Source organism: Ramlibacter sp. MAHUQ-53, assembly GCF_052600055.1.
Window position 1 is genome coordinate 479599 of sequence record NZ_JBQWTS010000002.1, and the last position, 14749, is coordinate 494347.

Genomic DNA, 14749 nt, shown 5'->3' on the forward strand with positions numbered 1-14749 from the left:
CTTGTCCTACAAGCGGCGACCGCCGGCCGCCCTACAACAAGGGGATGCAACCTGGACGCTGGCGTACGGTGAGGTCCCACAGCCTGGCCCTGGCGGCGCCGCTGTCGGCCGAGGACCAGTGCATCCAGTCCATGCCCGACGCCAGCCCGGTGAAGTGGCACCTGGCCCACACCACCTGGTTCTTCGAGGCGATGGTGCTGCAGCCGCACTGCCCGGGCTACAGGGTGTTCGACGATCGCTTCGCCTTCCTGTTCAACTCCTACTACGAGTCGCTCGGGCCGCGCCACCCGCGGCCGCAGCGCGGTCTGCTCACGCGGCCCGCGCTGGAGCGGGTGCTCGAATGGCGTTCGCACGTGGACCACGTGATGCTGGACTACCTGCCCGAGGCCGGCGAGGTCTCCGCGCTGATCGAGCTGGGCCTGCAGCACGAGCAGCAGCACCAGGAGCTGATGCTCACCGACGTCCTGCACGCCTTCGCCTGCAACCCGCTGCTGCCCGCCTACCGCGAGCGCACGCCCGCGCCCGGCGCGGCGCCGGCCCTGGAGTGGCTGTCGCACCCCGGCGGGGAGGTGGCCATCGGCCACGCCGGGACCGGCTTCGCCTTCGACAACGAGGGGCCCTCGCATGGCGTGCTGCTGCGGCCCTTCGCCATCGCCAGCCGGCTGGTGACCTGCGGCGAGTGGCTGGCGTTCATGGCCGATGACGGCTACCGCCGCCCCGAGCTGTGGCTGTCCGATGGCTGGGCGCTGGCCCGGTCCGAGGGCTGGAGCGCCCCGGCCTACTGGATCCCGCCGGGCGACCCGCGCGCGCCGGCCGAGGCCTGGCAGGTGTTCAGCCTCGACGGCGTCCACCCGCTGGATGCCGAGGCGCCGGTGCGGCACGTGAGCTTCCACGAGGCGGCGGCCTATGCCGAATGGGCCGCCGCCCGCCTGCCCACCGAGGCCGAGTGGGAGGCGGCCTGCGGCCTGCCCGGCTTCGCGCAGCGGGACGATCAGGCCTGGCAGTGGACCCGCTCGGCCTACGAGCCCTATCCCGGCTTCCGGCCGCTGGCCGGCCCGGCCGGCGAGTACAACGGCAAGTTCATGGTGGGCCAGCAGGTGCTGCGCGGCGGCAGCCTGGCCACGCCGCTGGGGCACGCGCGCCCGACCTACCGCAACTTCTTCCCGCCGGCGGCGCGCTGGCAGTTCACCGGCCTGCGGCTGGCGCGGGACGCGGCATGACGGCCGCGGCCGCGCGCCCGGCACCCTGGGCCGCAGCCCCGCCCGCCCCCATGCAGGCGCCGGAACCTGCCCCGGGCCACGCTCCCGCCGCGGGCTGGGAGCAGGGCTTCGGCCGGGACCTGCGCCGGGCCTTCGCCGCCCGCCCGCGCGCCATCTCGCCCAAGTACTTCTACGACGCCGAGGGCTCGCGCCTGTTCGACCGCATCTGCGAGTTGCCGGAGTACTACCCCACGCGGGTGGAGCTGGGGCTGCTGCGGCGCCATGCCGGCGAGATGGCCCGGCTGGCGGGGCCGGGCGCCGAGGTCGTCGAGTTCGGCGCCGGCGCCTGCGAGAAGGTGCGCCTGCTGCTCGACGCGCTGGAGGCCCCGGCCGGCTTCCGCCCGGTGGACATCTGCGCCGAGGCCCTGCACGCAGCCTGCGCGCGGCTGCGGCGCGACTACCCGGGCCTGCCCCTGGCGCCGCTGGTGGCCGACTGCAGCGAGCGCCTGCTGCTGCCGCCGCCCCTGGCGGGCGCGCACCGGCGGGTCGGCTTCTTCCCGGGCTCCACGCTGGGCAACTTCGCGCCGGCCGCGGCGCTGCGCTTCCTGCGACGGGCCTGCGGCCTGCTGCGCGGCGGCGGGCTGCTGCTCGGGGTGGACCTGGTCAAGGAGCCCGCGGTGCTGCATGCCGCCTACAACGACCGCGACGGCGTCACCGCCGCCTTCAACCTGAACCTGCTGGCCCGCGCCAACCGCGAGCTGGACGCCGGCTTCGACCTGGCCCGCTTCGCCCACTGCGCCTTCTACAACGCGCCGCTGCAGCGGGTGGAGATGCACCTGGTGAGCCGCTGCCGCCAGCGGCTGGACCTGGGCGGGCAGGCGCACCTGATCGGCGAGGGCGAGAGCCTGCACACCGAGAACTCGCACAAGTTCACCGTCGAGGGGCTGCGGGCGCTGGCGGCGCGGGCCGGCTTCGTGCCCGGCGCGGTGTGGGTCGACCCGCAGCGCCTGTTCAGCCTGCACTGGCTGGCGGCGCCCGCCCGGCGGGGGGCGGCTGGCGAGGAGCGACAATAGCCGGATGAAAGCAACCTGGAACGGCAAGGTCATCGCCGAGAGCGACGACATCGTGATGGTCGAGGGCAACCACTACTTCCCCGAAGCATCGCTGGACCGCCGCTACGTCACCTTCAGCAACCACCGCACCACCTGCGCCTGGAAGGGCCAGGCCAGCTACTACTCCCTGCTGGTCGACGGCGAGCTCAATCCCGAGGCCGCGTGGTACTACGCCGACCCCAAGCCCGAGGCCGAGGAGGTGCGCGGCCGCGTCGCCTTCTGGAAGGGCGTGAAGGTGGAGGCCTGATGCTGGCGCCGCCGCTGACCGCGCCCGCGCAGCTCGACGCGCAGCTGCGCGAGCAGGGCTTCGCGGTGCTGTCCGCGCAGGCCGTCTGCGAGCTCGCCGGCTGCACGCTGGCGGACCTGCAGGCCTGGGCCCCCGGCTGGAACGGCCTGCCGCCGGACAACTACCTGCGTGACGGCGGCCGCTACCGCCGCCGCCGCCACGCCAGCTTCGTCATCGACGGCGAGCGCGTCGTCCCCGTGCCGCACCGCGCGCACTGGCAGCCGGTCTCGTACAACGCGCTGCATGGCGGCATGGAACGCTGGTTCGAGCCGATGCTGCCGGAGGTCACCGGCGCGCCGGCGTGGCAGCGCCTGATGGCCGCCCTGGGCCGCCTGTGCAGCGGCCTGCGCGGGGCGCAGCCCTGGTACAGCGAGGCCCACCAGTTCCGCATCGACACCGCCGGCGGCATCGGCCGGCCCACGCCCGAGGGCGCCCACCGTGACGGCGTGGACCTGGTGGCCGTGTTCCTGGTGGCCCGCGAGGGCGTCAAGGGCGGCGAGACCCGCGTCTTCCAGGCCGACGGCCCGGCGGGCATGCGCTTCACGCTGACCGAGCCCTGGAGCCTGATGCTGCTGGACGACGAGCGCGTGATCCACGAGACCACGCCGATCCAGCCGGCCGGCGCCGGCGGCTACCGTGACACGCTGGTGGTGACGCTGCGCCGCGGCAGCTTCCAGGACCCCTGAGGTCCTGGCCGGTCCGCGGCGGGCCTCGCGGCCTGCGGCGGCCGGCCCGCGCCGCCTACTTGTCCCGGACGTCGCCGACCGGGTTCGCGCCGAAGTCCGGCCGCGCCAGGTAGGCCAGCACCCGCTGCGCCGCGTCCTGCGGCGACATCAGCATCCCCTGCGCCTTGAGCTCGGCGAAGTTGCCCTGGTCGGGGAACCGCCCCGGGTCGGCGCCGCGCAGCTGCCGCTGCATGTCGGTGTCGATCACGCCCGGCGCGAGGGAGCACACGCGCGCGCCATTGGGCCGCAGCGCCTCCTCCAGCGCCACGCAGCGGGTGAAGTGGTCGAGGCCCGCCTTGGCGGCGCAATACGGCGCCTGTGAGGCCATCGCGCGCCGGCCCAGGCCGGAGGAGATGTTCAGGAGCTTGCGCACGCAGGGCCAGCCGGAGGTGGCCTCGAGGAAGGCGCCAGCCAGCAGCATCGGCGCTTCCAGCCCCACCCGCAGGGCCCGGGCGGCGTCGCTGGCGGGAATGCCCCCCAGCGGCGCGATCGCGGGGATCACGCCGGCGTTGTTGATCAGGGTCACGCTCGCCAGGCCGTCGGGGCCCCGGGCGGCGAGCCAGGCGGCCAGGCGTGCCGCCACCGGCGCCGGGTCGGCCAGGTCCACCGGCCATTGCTCGCAGCGGCGGCCCAGGTCGCCGGCCCGGGCGGTGAGCTCCGCGCTGGCATGGCGCGAGAGGCCCAGCAGTTCGTGGCCTTCGCGCAGGAGCTGGTCGGCCATCGCCAGGCCCATGCCGCGCGAGGCGCCGGTGAGGATCGTGAGGTGGGCTGCGGTCATGGGGGGATCGTAGCCCGCGCGGGCTGCCGCCGCTCAGAACGGCGGCGGGCAGTCGAGCGCCAGGGGTTCGCCCGTGGCCGGGTGCGCCAGGCGCAGCGCGCAGGCGTGCAGCAGCAGCCGCGGCGCCCGGTCGCGGACCGCGGGCGGGGCATACAGCGTGTCGCCCAGGATCGGGTGGCCCAGCGCCAGCAGGTGGACCCGCAGCTGGTGGGAGCGCCCCGTCAGCGGCTCGAGCTCGACCCGGGTGGTGTCGCCCTCGTGGCCCAGCACGCGCCAGCGGGTGCGGCTGGGGCGGCCGTGGACCGGGTCCACCTTCTGCAGCGGGCGATTGGGCCAGTCGGCGGCCAGGGGCAGGTCGACCAGGCCCCAGCCATCCGCCGTGTCCGGCGGCGCCAGCCGGCCGGACACCACCGCGACATAACGCTTGTCCACCCGGCGCGCCTCGAAGGCCATGGACAGCGCCCGCTGCATCGCCGGGCCCCGCGCCATGAGCCACAGGCCGGAGGTGGCCATGTCCAGGCGGTGCACCACCAGGGCGTCGGGCCAGCCGGCCTGCACCCGGGCGGCCAGGCAGTCCTGCTTGCCGGGGCCGCGCCCGGGCACGCACAGCAGGCCGGACGGCTTGTCCAGGGCCAGCAGGGCGGGGTCGGCATGTAACACAACGGGCGCGCGGCCGCCAGGGCCCGCGGACGGTACACTGCCGTCCGTCATGAAACCGTCACAGGGCCGGCGTACGCCTGCCCGGGAAAGAGAGAACGCATGCTGTTTGGCAAGCTGCTGCCGCGCGAAGGCAATTTTTTTGAAATGTTCAACCAGCACGCGGAGCGCATCGTGGAGGCCGCACGCGCCTTCTCGCAGCTGGTGGCCAACTATAGCGACCCGCACCTGCGCGAGCAGTACAACCGCGACGTCGACAACGCCGAGCGCGCCGCCGACCGCGTCACCCAGGAGGTGAACCGGCTGATCCACCGCACCTTCATCACGCCGATCGACCGCGACCAGATCCACCAGTTGATCAACACGATGGACGACGTGGCCGACCTGCTGCAGGACTGCGCCGAGACCATGGCGCTGTACGACCTGCGCACGGTGAACGAGGAGATCACCCGCCTGACCGACCTGTGCGTCAAGTGCTGCGAGCGACTGAAGGACGCCGTGGCCCTGATCGGCAAGCTGGCCGACCCGGCCACCGCCGAGGCCGCCCTCAAGACCTGCGAGGAGATCGACCGCCTCGAGTCCGACGCCGACCGCGTCATGCGCAGCGCCATGAGCAAGCTGTTCCGCGAGGAGCCGGACGTGCGCGAGGTCCTCAAGCTCAAGGCCGTCTACGAGCTGCTGGAAACCGTCACCGACAAGTGCGAGGACGTCGCCAACGTGATCGAGGGCATCGTCCTCGAGCAGTCCTGATCCGCCGGAGCTCGCGACGATGGATACCGCAACGACCGTCCAGGCCGCGCTCTGGGTGGTGATCCTGCTGGTGGCGCTGGCCCTGGCGTTCGACTTCATGAACGGCTTCCACGACGCGGCGAACTCGATCGCCACCGTGGTGTCGACCGGCGTGCTGCGGCCCACCCAGGCCGTGCTGTTCGCCGCCTTCTTCAACTTTGTCGCCATCTTCATCTTCCACCTGAGCGTGGCGGCCACCGTGGGCAAGGGCATCGTCCAGCCCGGGGTGGTGGACACGCACGTGGTGTTCGGCGCCCTGGTGGGCGCCATCACCTGGAACGTGATCACCTGGTACTACGGCATCCCCTCCAGCTCGTCGCACGCCCTGATCGGCGGCATCGTGGGCGCGGTGATCGCCAAGGGCGGCACCAGCGCGCTGCTGGCCGCGGGCATCGGCAAGACGGTGCTGTTCATCTTCGTCTCGCCGACCCTGGGCTTCATCCTGGGCTCGCTGATGATGGTGATCGTCTCGCGCCTGTTCCGCCGCGCCACGCCGCGCAAGGTGGACGGCTGGTTCCGCCGCCTGCAGCTGCTCTCGGCCGGCGCCTACAGCCTGGGCCACGGCGGCAACGACGCGCAGAAGACCATCGGCATCATCTGGATGCTGCTGATCGCCACCGGCTACACCGCCGCTTCCGACAAGTCGCCCCCGAGCTGGGTGATCGTGAGCTGCTACGTGGCCATCGCCGCCGGCACCATGTTCGGCGGCTGGCGCATCGTCAAGACCATGGGCCAGAAGATCACCAAGCTCAAGCCCGTGGGCGGCTTCTGCGCCGAGACCGGGGGCGCGCTGACGCTGTTCCTGGCGACGGCCCTGGGCATCCCGGTGTCCACCACCCACACCATCACCGGCGCCATCGTCGGCGTGGGCTCCACGCAGCGCGCCAGCGCCGTGCGCTGGGGCGTGGCGGGCAACATCGTCTGGGCCTGGATCCTGACGATCCCGGCCAGCGCCTTCGTGGCGGCCATCGCCTACTGGGTCAGCCTGCAGATGTACTGACCCGGGCGCGCCTGACGGCCCGCTCCAGCAAGAAGGCCACCGCGAGGTGGCCTTTTTTCATGCGCCGGGGGGTTCGCTCAGTCCAGCGTCGCGCCCGAGCGCTTGACCAGCTTCGCGTGCTTGTCCAGTTCGCTGCGGAAGAACGCGGGGGCCTGGGCCGGGGCGATGTCGACCAGCGAGATGCCCTGGGCCGCCATGGCCTCCTGCACCACGGGCTCGGCCATCGCCTTGCGCAGGTTGGCATAGGTGTCCTGCACCACGCGGGCCGGCAGGCCGGCCGGGCCGACCATGGCGATCCAGGGCTCGAAGGCGTAGCCCGGCAACCCGGTCTCGGCCAGCGTGGGCACCTCGGGCAGCACCGCCGAGCGCTGCTTCGTCGACACTGCGATCGCCCGCAGTTTGCCCGCGCGCACCTGCGGCGCCGCCGCCGTCACCGAGACGAAGGCCATCTGCACCTGGCCGCCTACCAGGTCGGTGGTCAGCGGCCCGGTGCCCTTGTAGGGAATGTGGCGGATGTCGGTGCCGGTCTCGCTGGCGAGCATCTCCGCGGCCAGGTGCAGGGTGCTGCCGTTGCCGGCGGAGCCGTAATTGAGCTTGCCGGGCTGGGCTTTCATCAGGGCGACGAGTTCCGCGGTGTTCTTCGCCGGCACCGAGGGGTGGACCACCAGCACCAGCGGCACCGCGCCGACCACCGCGATCGGGGTGATGTCGTTCATGTGGTCGAACAGCACGGTCTTGTAGATCGCCGGATTGATCACGTGGTTCGAGGAGACCAGGGCCAGCGTCATGCCGTCCCGGGCCGCCTTGACCACCTGCAGGGTGCCGGTCATGCCGCCGGCGCCAGGAAGGTTCTCCACCACCACCGGGTGCCCGGTGGCCTTGGCCAGGGGCGCACTGATGGTGCGTGCGATGGCGTCCACGGTGGATCCGGTGGTCAGCGGCACGACCAGACGCAGCGGCCGGTCGGCCTGGGGCTGGGCCAGCGCCAGCGGCGCGGCCAGGGCGAGGAGGGCGGCGGCCAGCAGGTGGCGGCGGTGGGGAAGGGCGGGGCGAAGCATGGTGTGTCTCCTGGTTGTCGTGTCTCGGGGGTGCCTCCGGCGGCAGCGGGTCAGGCGTGCTGCGCCTGCAGCTCCGCGAAGGACACGAGCCGGCCGGCGATCGCGCTCGCGGCCACGGTGGCGGGGCTGGCCAGCCAGACCTGGCCCGGTCCCGATCGGCCGGGGAAGTTGCGGTTGATGGCGCTCACGGTCACCTGCGAGGCCTCGGTCGACGAGCCGGGGCCGCAGTTGGCGCAGGCGCCGCACGAGGGCTGCAGGATCTGCGCGCCCACCTGCGCGAAGGCCCGCAGGTAGCCGCGCTCCGTGCAGTAGTCGCGCACCGCGGTGGTCCCGAACTGCAGGTACAGCCGCAGGCCCTCGGGCACGCGCAGGCCGCGCGCGGCAGCCCAGGCCAGCACAGCGTGGTACTGGTCGAAGTCCTCGCGTTTGCCGGCGGTGCAGGAGCCGCCGTAGGCAATGTCCAGGCACGGGCGCTCGGCGGCAGGCAGGTCGGCCAGGGCGACGCCGTTGCCCGGGTCACCGGGTCGGGCCACCCGGGGCGTGAGGGCGCTGCAGTCCACGCGGATCACGCCGGCGTAATCGGCGCCCGGGTCGGAGCGCATCCAGGGCTCGAGACGGAAGTCGAGGCCGCGGCGCTCGCGCAGGAAGCGCAGCGTCTCGGCGTCGGGCTCGACGATGCCGGTGAAGCCGCCGAGTTCGGCGGTCATGTTGGTCAGGGTGGCGCGTTCGTCGGTGGCGAGCGAGCGCACCACCTGGCCGGCGAATTCGAAGACCTTGCCCACGCCTTCGCCGGCGCGGATCGCGGGCAGGGCCAGCAGGTATAGCACCACGTCCTTGGTGCTCACGCCCGGGGCCAGCGCGCCCTCCAGCTCGATGCGCAGGCTGCGCGGCACCGTCACCCGCACCGCGCCGGTGACGAAGGCGTTGGCCATGTCGGTGGTGCCCACGCCGAAAGCCACGCAGCCCAGGGCGCCGCTGTGCGGGGTGTGCGAGTCGGTGCCCACCACCACCTGCCCGGGCAGTGCGTAGTGCTCGGCCACCATCGCGTGCGAGATTCCGGCGACGTGGCGGCCGTCGTCGCGCGCAGCCTCGTCCTCGGTGAGCGTGCGGTGCAGGCGCAGGCCGTAGTCCTGGGCGAACTCACGCTGGGCGCGGCACATCGCGGCGACGTTGGGGACCAGGCCGCCCTTCACGTGCGCGGGGCTGTCCGCCACGTAGGAGGTGTGGTCCTCGAACACCACGACCGAGGCCGGGTCCACCAGCGCCAGCGGCCGGCCGAACGCGGCGTGCAGCATGTGCGCGCACATGCCGGTGTAGTACTCGTGGATGAAGCGCAGGTCGGCGCGCACGAAGCCGCCCTCGCCGGGACGCAGGCCGGCGCCGGTGACCTCGGTGCGCATCGCGTGGCGTGCGAGGATCTTCTCGAACAGGGTGCGGGGGCGCTCGTCGCTCGCGGCCGGGGAGGGCGCCACGCCCTGCAGGAAGCGCCGGCCGAACTTCAGCAGGCCGCCGGCGCGCAGGATGGCCGCGGCCAGGGCGTCGCGGCCCTCGAGCAGCTCGTCGACGGTGATCGCCTCGCCGCGCCCGAGGCGCTCCACCAGCCCCAGGTCGGTGGAGGTGAACAGGCCGATGTTGTCGGCGTTCTGCCGGTAGATGCGCTCGAAGCTGCGCGCCACCACCAGGCGGATGCCGGCCAGCTTCTCGGCGGCGGGGCTGTGCTCGCGCGATGAGCCCTTGCCGTAGCGGTTGCCGGCCACCAGCACGCTGAAGCCGCCCTCGCGCAGGGCGCGCGGTGCGAAGGGGCGCCGGCCCCCGGCACTGAAGCCGGTGTGTGCGTAGTCGCCCAGCCTGTCGTCGTAGTGGGTGAGGATGGGGACCGGGGTGATCTCGTCAGTCGAGACGTCATCGGCCAGGTCGTCGAGGCGGGCCGGGCGCACGGTCTCGCCGCGCAGCTGGCGCGCCAGGTCGTCGGCCGCGCGTGTGAGGAACAGGAGGCGGCCCGGGAGGTGGAGGGTGTCCATGGCCGCGACTCTAGGCCGCGACCTGCGCGCAGGGTCATGCTGTCTGGGCGGCGGGGCCATCGCGCGGCGCGATGGCCGGGGTGCCTCAGGCGCCCGGCTGCAGCAGCTCGATCAGCGCCTCGACCGCCCGCGACCGCGGCTGCTTGCGCAGGGCGTACAGGCGCAGCTCGCGCGGCGCCCAGGCCTCGTCCAGCGGGCGCCGCTCGAAGCGGGCGCTGCCAGCGAAGGCCGCCGCCGCGCTGGTGGGGACGATCGCGACGCCCAGCCCGGCCTCGACCATGCGGCAGGCCGCGTCGAAGCTCTCGACGCTGACCCGGGGCTGCAGCGCGGCGCGGGCGGACTGGGCCTGCTCCCGCAGCAGCTGGTCCAGCGAGCCGCCGGACTGGATGGTGACCAGCCCGTGGCCCAGCACGTCGCGGAACTTCAGCCTCGCGGCCTTCGCCAGCGCGTGCCCGGCGGGCATCAGCACGATCAGCGGGTCGTCGGCGAAGTGCCAGGAGTCCAGGCCGGCGACGGCGTCCTGGGCCACGGCCACGCCCACGTCGGCGCGGTCGTCCAGGCAGGCGCGCAGCACCTCGCGGCTGCGGTGCTCGCCCAGTTCCACCGCCACCTCGGGGTAGCGGTCGCAGAAGGCCCTCAGGCGCTCGGGCAGGAAACCGACCACCGCCGAGGGGTTTGCGAACAGCCGAACGCTGCCCGTCACCGCGCCGCTGACGGCCCACATGTCCTGCACCAGCGAGGCCAGCTCCTGCTCGATGCGGTGGCCGCGGTCGAACAGGTACTGGCCCGCCTCGGTCAGCCCGACCCCGCGCGCCGAGCGCACCAGCAGCGGCACCTTCAGCGCGCGCTCCAGGTCGGCGAGGCGGCGGCTCAGGGCCGAGGCGGCGAGGTGCTCGCGTTGCGCCGCGCGCGCGATCGAGCCCTCCCGGGCGACCGCGATGAACAGCCGCAGGGTGTAGGTGTCGAGGCGGGGCAGGCCGGGCGTGTTCACTGCGAGATCTTGCGGCCCTCTTCGATCTGGTACTCGAAGTAGTGCTGGAAGCTGAAGGCGATGCTCGCCATCAGCACGCCGGTGCCGATCATGAGCGAGGCTGCCAGGCCGAACACCGTGAGCCAGTTGGTCGCGCCGGCCGGGGCCTCGGGGTCGGCGCCGGGGTTGAAACGGGCGTTCCACTTGGCCGGCGGCATCAGGCCGTAGACGATGGCATTGAGGGCGCAGCCCGCGAAGGTGAACCCCAGCAGCGGGATCAGGACCCAGCTGGTCTTGTCGTCGAGCCCGAACTGGCCGACGCGCTGGATGCCGTAGACGCCCAGCGCGGTGGGAATGGGCAGCAGCCAGCCGACCAGGTCGCCCAGCCCGTGCAGGTAGAAGCGGTGCAGGCCCAGCGGGCCGCCGAAGAAGGTGAGCCAGGTGGCGAGGGTCTTGTTTTTCATGTGGCAGGGGACTCCGTCGTGTCGGGGGCGCTGCGGTCGCCGTCGCCCAGGGTCTTTTCCATCAGCACGATGTCCAGCCAGCGGCCGAACTTCCAGCCGCAGGAAGCGATCACGCCGACCCGGGTGAAGCCCAGGGCGGTGTGCACGCCGATCGAGCCGGCGTTGCCCGAGTCGCCGATGACCGCGATCAGCTTGCGCAGGCCGGCCCGCTCGGCCTCGTCGGCCAGGGCGGCGAGCAGCAGTCGGCCCAGGCCGCGGCCGGTGGCCTCGGGGTGCAGGTAGATCGAGTCCTCCGCCGAGTAGCGGTAGGCCGGGCGGGGCTTGAACCAGTTGCAGTAGGCGAAGCCCAGCACTCGGCCCTCGTCCTCGGCCACCAGGTAGGGCAGGCCCTTGGCCAGCACGTCGGCCCGGCGCGCGGCCATCTCGGCCTCGGTGGGCGGCGTGGTCTCGAAGGTGCCGGTTCCGTGCAGCACGTGGTGGGCGTAGATGGCGGTGAGGGCAGGCAGGTCTGCCTCGCCGGCGGGGCGGATCAGGGGCATCGGGCTCGGGGGGCTATAATGGCCGGCTTTTCAGCGTGTCGCTGGCCGGGTGGCCAGTCGCGTGTCTCAAACGCCGAAAGAAAACTCCAGGGGTTGCCCGCAAGCAAAAAGTCGCAGGCACCCTCCACCCGAAGGATAAATCATGGTCGTGATCCGACTCTCCCGCGGCGGCTCCAAGCATCGTCCGTTCTACAACATCGTCGTCGCTGACAAGCGCGTGCGCCGTGACGGCCGCTTCATCGAGCGCATCGGCTTCTACAACCCCACCGCCAAGGGCGGCGAGGAAGGCCTGCGCATCGCCCAGGACCGCCTGACCTACTGGCAGGGCGTCGGCGCCCAGGCGTCCCCCACCGTGGACCGCCTGATCAAGCAAGCCGCCAAGGCCGCTCCCGCAGCCTAAGGCCGCCGCACCAGGATGAACCTGCCGCTGGATCCCGCGGAACTGCCCGCGGACGCCGTCGAAGTCGGGCGCATCCTGGATGCCTGGGGCATCAAGGGCTGGTTCAAGGTCCTGCCCCATAGCGCTTCCCCGGAAGCGCTTTTTTCTTCCAAGCGCTGGTTCCTCCAGCCCGCCGAGAAGGGCGCCAAGACCTTCTCCGGCACCGTGCTCCTGAAGGTGCGCGAGGCCAAGGACCACTCGGACAGCGTCGTCGCCTGCGCGCAGGACATCGACGACCGCAACGCCGCCGAGGCCCTCAAGGGCGCACGCATCTTCATCCCCCGTTCCAGCTTCCCCACCGCCGGGGACGACGAGTACTACTGGGTCGACCTGATCGGCCTGGCTGTCGTCAACCGCGAGGGCGCGGCCCTGGGCCAGGTGACCGACCTGCTGTCCACCGGCCCCCAGACCGTGCTGGTGGTGGGCTACGAGGAAGAGGGCAAGGCGCGTGAGCGCATGATCCCCTTCGTGGCCGCCTACGTCGACGGCGTCGACCTGCCGGGCAAGCGCATCACCGTCGACTGGCAGGCCGACTACTGACCGGGTGAGGAGGCCATGCGCTTCGACGTCATCACCCTGTTCCCCGAACTCTTCGCGCCCTTCCTCGAGAGCGGCGTGACCCGCCGTGCCTACGAGTCGCGGCAGGTCGACGTGCGCCTGTGGAACCCGCGCGACCACGCCGAGGGCAACTACCGCCGGGTGGACGACCGCCCCTTCGGCGGCGGCCCCGGCATGGTCATGATGGCCGAGCCGCTCGAGAAGTGCCTGGCCGCCATCCGCGCCGACCGCGGCGAGGACGGCTGCCCGGTGGTGCTGTTTTCCCCCATCGGCCGGCGCATCGACCATGCCCTGGTCGAGGCCGAGGCGGCGGGCCCGGGCGCCATCCTCCTGTGCGGGCGCTACGAGGGCATCGACCAGCGCTTCATCGACCGCCATGTCACCGCCCAGATGAGCCTGGGCGACTTCGTCCTGTCGGGCGGCGAGCTGGCCGCCATGGCCCTGCTCGACGCGGTGGCCCGGCTGCAACCCGGCGTGCTCAATGACGCCGGCAGCCACCAGGAGGACAGCTTCAATCCCGCGCTCGACGGCCTGCTGGACTGCCCCCACTACACCCGCCCCGAGGAATGGAACGGCCAGCGCGTGCCCGAGGCCCTGCTCTCGGGCCACCATGCCAACATCGAGCGCTGGCGCCGCGAGCGCCGGCTCGAGGCCACCGCCCGCCTGCGCCCGGAGCTGGTCGAGGCGGCCCGCCAGGCTGGCCGCCTGAGCAAGGCCGACGAGGCCTTTTTGAGGAAATTGCCGGCCGGGCTATAATGGTGGGCTTTCCGATCCTCTGTCCGGCCGCCCCACAGGTAGAAACCACCGGGGCCCCTAGTGCAGCGCGGGCAAGATCCCAGAGGTAAACATGAACCTGATCCAGACTCTCGAGCAAGAAGAAATCGCTCGCCTTGGCAAGAACATCCCCGAGTTCGCCCCCGGCGACACGGTGATCGTCAACGTGAACGTGGTTGAAGGCAACCGCAAGCGCGTGCAGGCCTACGAAGGCGTCGTGATCGCCAAGCGCAATCGCGGCCTGAACAGCGGCTTCACCGTCCGCAAGATCTCCAGCGGCGAAGGCGTCGAGCGTACCTTCCAGACCTACAGCCCGCTGATCGCCAGCATCGAAGTCAAGCGCCGCGGCGACGTGCGCCGCGCCAAGCTGTACTACCTGCGTGACCGCAGCGGCAAGTCGGCCCGTATCAAGGAAAAGCTGTCCTTCAAGGCGGCCGCTCCCGCCGCCCAGTAAGGCCTTGCAGCCTTCACATCAAACCGCCGCCGGGCTCGCGCCCTCGGCGGTTTTTTGTTGCCTGTGCCCGTGGCGCCTCCTCGTCCAACCCTGAACCGGATCCCCACGTGACGTCCCAGCCCCCACCGCAGCCGGAATTCATCCCGCTGTCCAAGCTGCCGAATTTCAATCCCCACGCCGTGCCGGTGTCGGGCATCGATTCGCACCTGCCGGCCGTGCCCCTGGACGCCCTGGCGCCCCAGGCCCTGCGTGCGCGATTCGCCGCGCCGCCGGCCTGGGTGCCCGAGGTGCGCGAGGAGCCGCGCTTCCACGACCGCAAGACGGCCCACGCCTCGGTGCTGGTGCCGCTGGTGATGCGCGAGCAGCCCACCCTGTTGCTCACGCTGCGCACCGCCCACCTGTCCACCCATTCGGGCCAGATCGCCCTGCCCGGGGGCAAGCGCGACGAGACCGACCGCGACGCCGCCGACACCGCGCTGCGCGAGGCCGAGGAGGAGATCGGGCTGGCGCGGGTGCATGTGGAGGTGATCGGCGAGCTGCCCACCTACACCACCGGCACGCGCTACATCGTCACCCCGGTGGTGGCCCTGGTCGACCCCGCCCACCAGCTCGCCCTGAATGCCGACGAGGTGGCCGACGCCTTCGAGGTGCCGCTGGCCTTCCTGATGGACCCGGCCCACCACCGGCGCCACACGGTCGACGTCATGGGCCGGCCGCGCGAGTTCTTCTCCATGCCTTGGCAGGACGGGCCGACCGAGCGCTTCATCTGGGGCGCCACGGCCGGCATGCTGCGCAACCTGTACCGCTTCCTCGCGGCCTGAGGCGGCCCGAGGCGGCCCGAGGCGGCCTCCTGGCCCCGCAGGGCCTGCCACGCGCGGGCCGGCTCCGGCCGGCCGCGGCCTGAGGTTCTCCCGGGGCGGCGGCCC

The 14749-nt window shown here is 72.4% G+C and carries 18 protein-coding genes; 11 read left to right on the plus strand and 7 right to left on the minus strand.

The window, feature by feature from the left end:
- Positions 1 to 44: 44 nt before the first annotated feature.
- Genes egtB through ACT80S_RS05745 form a run of 4 tightly spaced genes read left to right on the plus strand, consistent with a single transcriptional unit; the run spans position 45 to position 3283 of the window.
- Complete coding sequence (egtB, locus tag ACT80S_RS05730; protein WP_377413732.1) at positions 45 to 1220, plus strand: ergothioneine biosynthesis protein EgtB; 1176 nt, start codon at positions 45 to 47, stop codon at positions 1218 to 1220.
- Between the two features lie 50 nt (positions 1221 to 1270).
- Positions 1271 to 2272 carry an L-histidine N(alpha)-methyltransferase gene (gene egtD / locus ACT80S_RS05735; RefSeq protein WP_377413736.1) on the plus strand — a complete coding sequence of 334 codons (1002 nt, stop codon included), beginning with the start codon at positions 1271 to 1273 and terminating at the stop codon, positions 2270 to 2272.
- A 4-nt stretch (positions 2273 to 2276) separates the two neighbouring features.
- A complete protein-coding gene (locus ACT80S_RS05740) occupies positions 2277 to 2558 on the plus strand; it encodes a DUF427 domain-containing protein (protein WP_377413739.1) in 282 nt (93 codons plus the stop codon).
- Positions 2558 to 3283 (plus strand): 2OG-Fe dioxygenase family protein, encoded by a 726-nt coding sequence (locus ACT80S_RS05745; RefSeq protein WP_377413742.1) that lies wholly within the window; start codon positions 2558 to 2560, stop codon positions 3281 to 3283. Before ACT80S_RS05740 ends, ACT80S_RS05745 begins: the two co-directional genes overlap by 1 nt.
- A gap of 55 nt (positions 3284 to 3338) precedes the next feature.
- Here ACT80S_RS05745 and ACT80S_RS05750 read toward each other — a convergent pair whose 3' ends face one another.
- Both ACT80S_RS05750 and ACT80S_RS05755 read right to left on the minus strand, forming a co-directional pair.
- Positions 3339 to 4100, minus strand: coding sequence for an SDR family NAD(P)-dependent oxidoreductase (locus ACT80S_RS05750; protein ID WP_377413744.1), 762 nt, complete (start codon positions 4098 to 4100; stop codon positions 3339 to 3341).
- Positions 4101 to 4133: 33 nt separating this feature from the next.
- The gene (locus ACT80S_RS05755) at positions 4134 to 4811 is read right to left on the minus strand and encodes an RluA family pseudouridine synthase (protein WP_377413746.1); all 678 of its coding nucleotides are present in this window, start codon (positions 4809 to 4811) and stop codon (positions 4134 to 4136) included.
- A 48-nt stretch (positions 4812 to 4859) separates the two neighbouring features.
- Between ACT80S_RS05755 and ACT80S_RS05760 the strand changes: the two genes are divergently transcribed.
- The gene (locus ACT80S_RS05760) at positions 4860 to 5507 is read left to right on the plus strand and encodes a DUF47 domain-containing protein (protein ID WP_377413748.1); all 648 of its coding nucleotides are present in this window, start codon (positions 4860 to 4862) and stop codon (positions 5505 to 5507) included.
- Between the two features lie 19 nt (positions 5508 to 5526).
- Complete coding sequence (locus ACT80S_RS05765; RefSeq protein WP_377413751.1) at positions 5527 to 6546, plus strand: inorganic phosphate transporter; 1020 nt, start codon at positions 5527 to 5529, stop codon at positions 6544 to 6546.
- A 77-nt stretch (positions 6547 to 6623) separates the two neighbouring features.
- Here ACT80S_RS05765 and ACT80S_RS05770 read toward each other — a convergent pair whose 3' ends face one another.
- The 5 genes from ACT80S_RS05770 to ACT80S_RS05790 form a co-directional block, all read right to left on the minus strand.
- Complete coding sequence (locus tag ACT80S_RS05770; RefSeq protein WP_377413753.1) at positions 6624 to 7604, minus strand: tripartite tricarboxylate transporter substrate binding protein; 981 nt, start codon at positions 7602 to 7604, stop codon at positions 6624 to 6626.
- 50 nt (positions 7605 to 7654) lie between these two features.
- Complete coding sequence (locus ACT80S_RS05775) at positions 7655 to 9625, minus strand: aconitase family protein (protein ID WP_377413755.1); 1971 nt, start codon at positions 9623 to 9625, stop codon at positions 7655 to 7657.
- 85 nt (positions 9626 to 9710) lie between these two features.
- On the minus strand, positions 9711 to 10616 hold the full coding sequence (locus ACT80S_RS05780; RefSeq protein WP_377413757.1) for a LysR family transcriptional regulator: 906 nt from the start codon (positions 10614 to 10616) through the stop codon (positions 9711 to 9713).
- Positions 10613 to 11059: a hypothetical protein gene (locus ACT80S_RS05785; RefSeq protein ID WP_377413759.1), complete on the minus strand. Its 447-nt coding sequence runs from the start codon at positions 11057 to 11059 to the stop codon at positions 10613 to 10615. Before ACT80S_RS05785 ends, ACT80S_RS05780 begins: the two co-directional genes overlap by 4 nt.
- Positions 11056 to 11598: a GNAT family N-acetyltransferase gene (locus tag ACT80S_RS05790; RefSeq protein ID WP_377413762.1), complete on the minus strand. Its 543-nt coding sequence runs from the start codon at positions 11596 to 11598 to the stop codon at positions 11056 to 11058. Before ACT80S_RS05790 ends, ACT80S_RS05785 begins: the two co-directional genes overlap by 4 nt.
- Before the next feature lie 142 nt (positions 11599 to 11740).
- On the opposite strand from ACT80S_RS05790, the gene rpsP reads away from it, so the two are divergent.
- The 5 genes from rpsP (at position 11741) to ACT80S_RS05815 (ending at position 14644) form a co-directional block, all read left to right on the plus strand.
- Positions 11741 to 11998, plus strand: a complete 258-nt coding sequence (rpsP, locus tag ACT80S_RS05795) for a 30S ribosomal protein S16 (protein WP_377413765.1) — start codon at positions 11741 to 11743, stop codon at positions 11996 to 11998.
- Between the two features lie 15 nt (positions 11999 to 12013).
- Complete coding sequence (rimM, locus tag ACT80S_RS05800) at positions 12014 to 12577, plus strand: ribosome maturation factor RimM (RefSeq protein ID WP_377413767.1); 564 nt, start codon at positions 12014 to 12016, stop codon at positions 12575 to 12577.
- A 15-nt stretch (positions 12578 to 12592) separates the two neighbouring features.
- Entirely contained in the window at positions 12593 to 13351 is a 759-nt protein-coding gene (trmD, locus tag ACT80S_RS05805; RefSeq protein ID WP_377413770.1) for a tRNA (guanosine(37)-N1)-methyltransferase TrmD, read from the plus strand.
- Between the two features lie 91 nt (positions 13352 to 13442).
- Positions 13443 to 13823 (plus strand): 50S ribosomal protein L19, encoded by a 381-nt coding sequence (gene rplS, locus ACT80S_RS05810; protein WP_377413773.1) that lies wholly within the window; start codon positions 13443 to 13445, stop codon positions 13821 to 13823.
- A 107-nt stretch (positions 13824 to 13930) separates the two neighbouring features.
- The gene (locus ACT80S_RS05815) at positions 13931 to 14644 is read left to right on the plus strand and encodes a CoA pyrophosphatase (protein ID WP_377413776.1); all 714 of its coding nucleotides are present in this window, start codon (positions 13931 to 13933) and stop codon (positions 14642 to 14644) included.
- The last annotated feature ends 105 nt before the right edge of the window (positions 14645 to 14749 follow it).

What these genes read in the sequence shown, in the direction of transcription:
- ACT80S_RS05750 (WP_377413744.1), bottom strand. Translation starts at nt 4,100, where the DNA reads ATGACCGCAGCCCACCTCACGATCCTCACCGGCGCCTCGCGCGGCATG.
- ACT80S_RS05765 (WP_377413751.1), top strand. Translation starts at nt 5,527, where the DNA reads ATGGATACCGCAACGACCGTCCAGGCCGCGCTCTGGGTGGTGATCCTG.
- ACT80S_RS05785 (WP_377413759.1), bottom strand. Translation starts at nt 11,059, where the DNA reads ATGAAAAACAAGACCCTCGCCACCTGGCTCACCTTCTTCGGCGGCCCG.
- ACT80S_RS05760 (WP_377413748.1), top strand. Translation starts at nt 4,860, where the DNA reads ATGCTGTTTGGCAAGCTGCTGCCGCGCGAAGGCAATTTTTTTGAAATG.
- ACT80S_RS05745 (WP_377413742.1), top strand. Translation starts at nt 2,558, where the DNA reads ATGCTGGCGCCGCCGCTGACCGCGCCCGCGCAGCTCGACGCGCAGCTG.
- ACT80S_RS05790 (WP_377413762.1), bottom strand. Translation starts at nt 11,598, where the DNA reads ATGCCCCTGATCCGCCCCGCCGGCGAGGCAGACCTGCCTGCCCTCACC.
- ACT80S_RS05740 (WP_377413739.1), top strand. Translation starts at nt 2,277, where the DNA reads ATGAAAGCAACCTGGAACGGCAAGGTCATCGCCGAGAGCGACGACATC.
- ACT80S_RS05755 (WP_377413746.1), bottom strand. Translation starts at nt 4,811, where the DNA reads ATGACGGACGGCAGTGTACCGTCCGCGGGCCCTGGCGGCCGCGCGCCC.
- egtB (WP_377413732.1), top strand. Translation starts at nt 45, where the DNA reads ATGCAACCTGGACGCTGGCGTACGGTGAGGTCCCACAGCCTGGCCCTG.
- ACT80S_RS05775 (WP_377413755.1), bottom strand. Translation starts at nt 9,625, where the DNA reads ATGGACACCCTCCACCTCCCGGGCCGCCTCCTGTTCCTCACACGCGCG.
- rimM (WP_377413767.1), top strand. Translation starts at nt 12,014, where the DNA reads ATGAACCTGCCGCTGGATCCCGCGGAACTGCCCGCGGACGCCGTCGAA.
- rpsP (WP_377413765.1), top strand. Translation starts at nt 11,741, where the DNA reads ATGGTCGTGATCCGACTCTCCCGCGGCGGCTCCAAGCATCGTCCGTTC.
- trmD (WP_377413770.1), top strand. Translation starts at nt 12,593, where the DNA reads ATGCGCTTCGACGTCATCACCCTGTTCCCCGAACTCTTCGCGCCCTTC.
- egtD (WP_377413736.1), top strand. Translation starts at nt 1,271, where the DNA reads ATGCAGGCGCCGGAACCTGCCCCGGGCCACGCTCCCGCCGCGGGCTGG.
- ACT80S_RS05770 (WP_377413753.1), bottom strand. Translation starts at nt 7,604, where the DNA reads ATGCTTCGCCCCGCCCTTCCCCACCGCCGCCACCTGCTGGCCGCCGCC.
- rplS (WP_377413773.1), top strand. Translation starts at nt 13,443, where the DNA reads ATGAACCTGATCCAGACTCTCGAGCAAGAAGAAATCGCTCGCCTTGGC.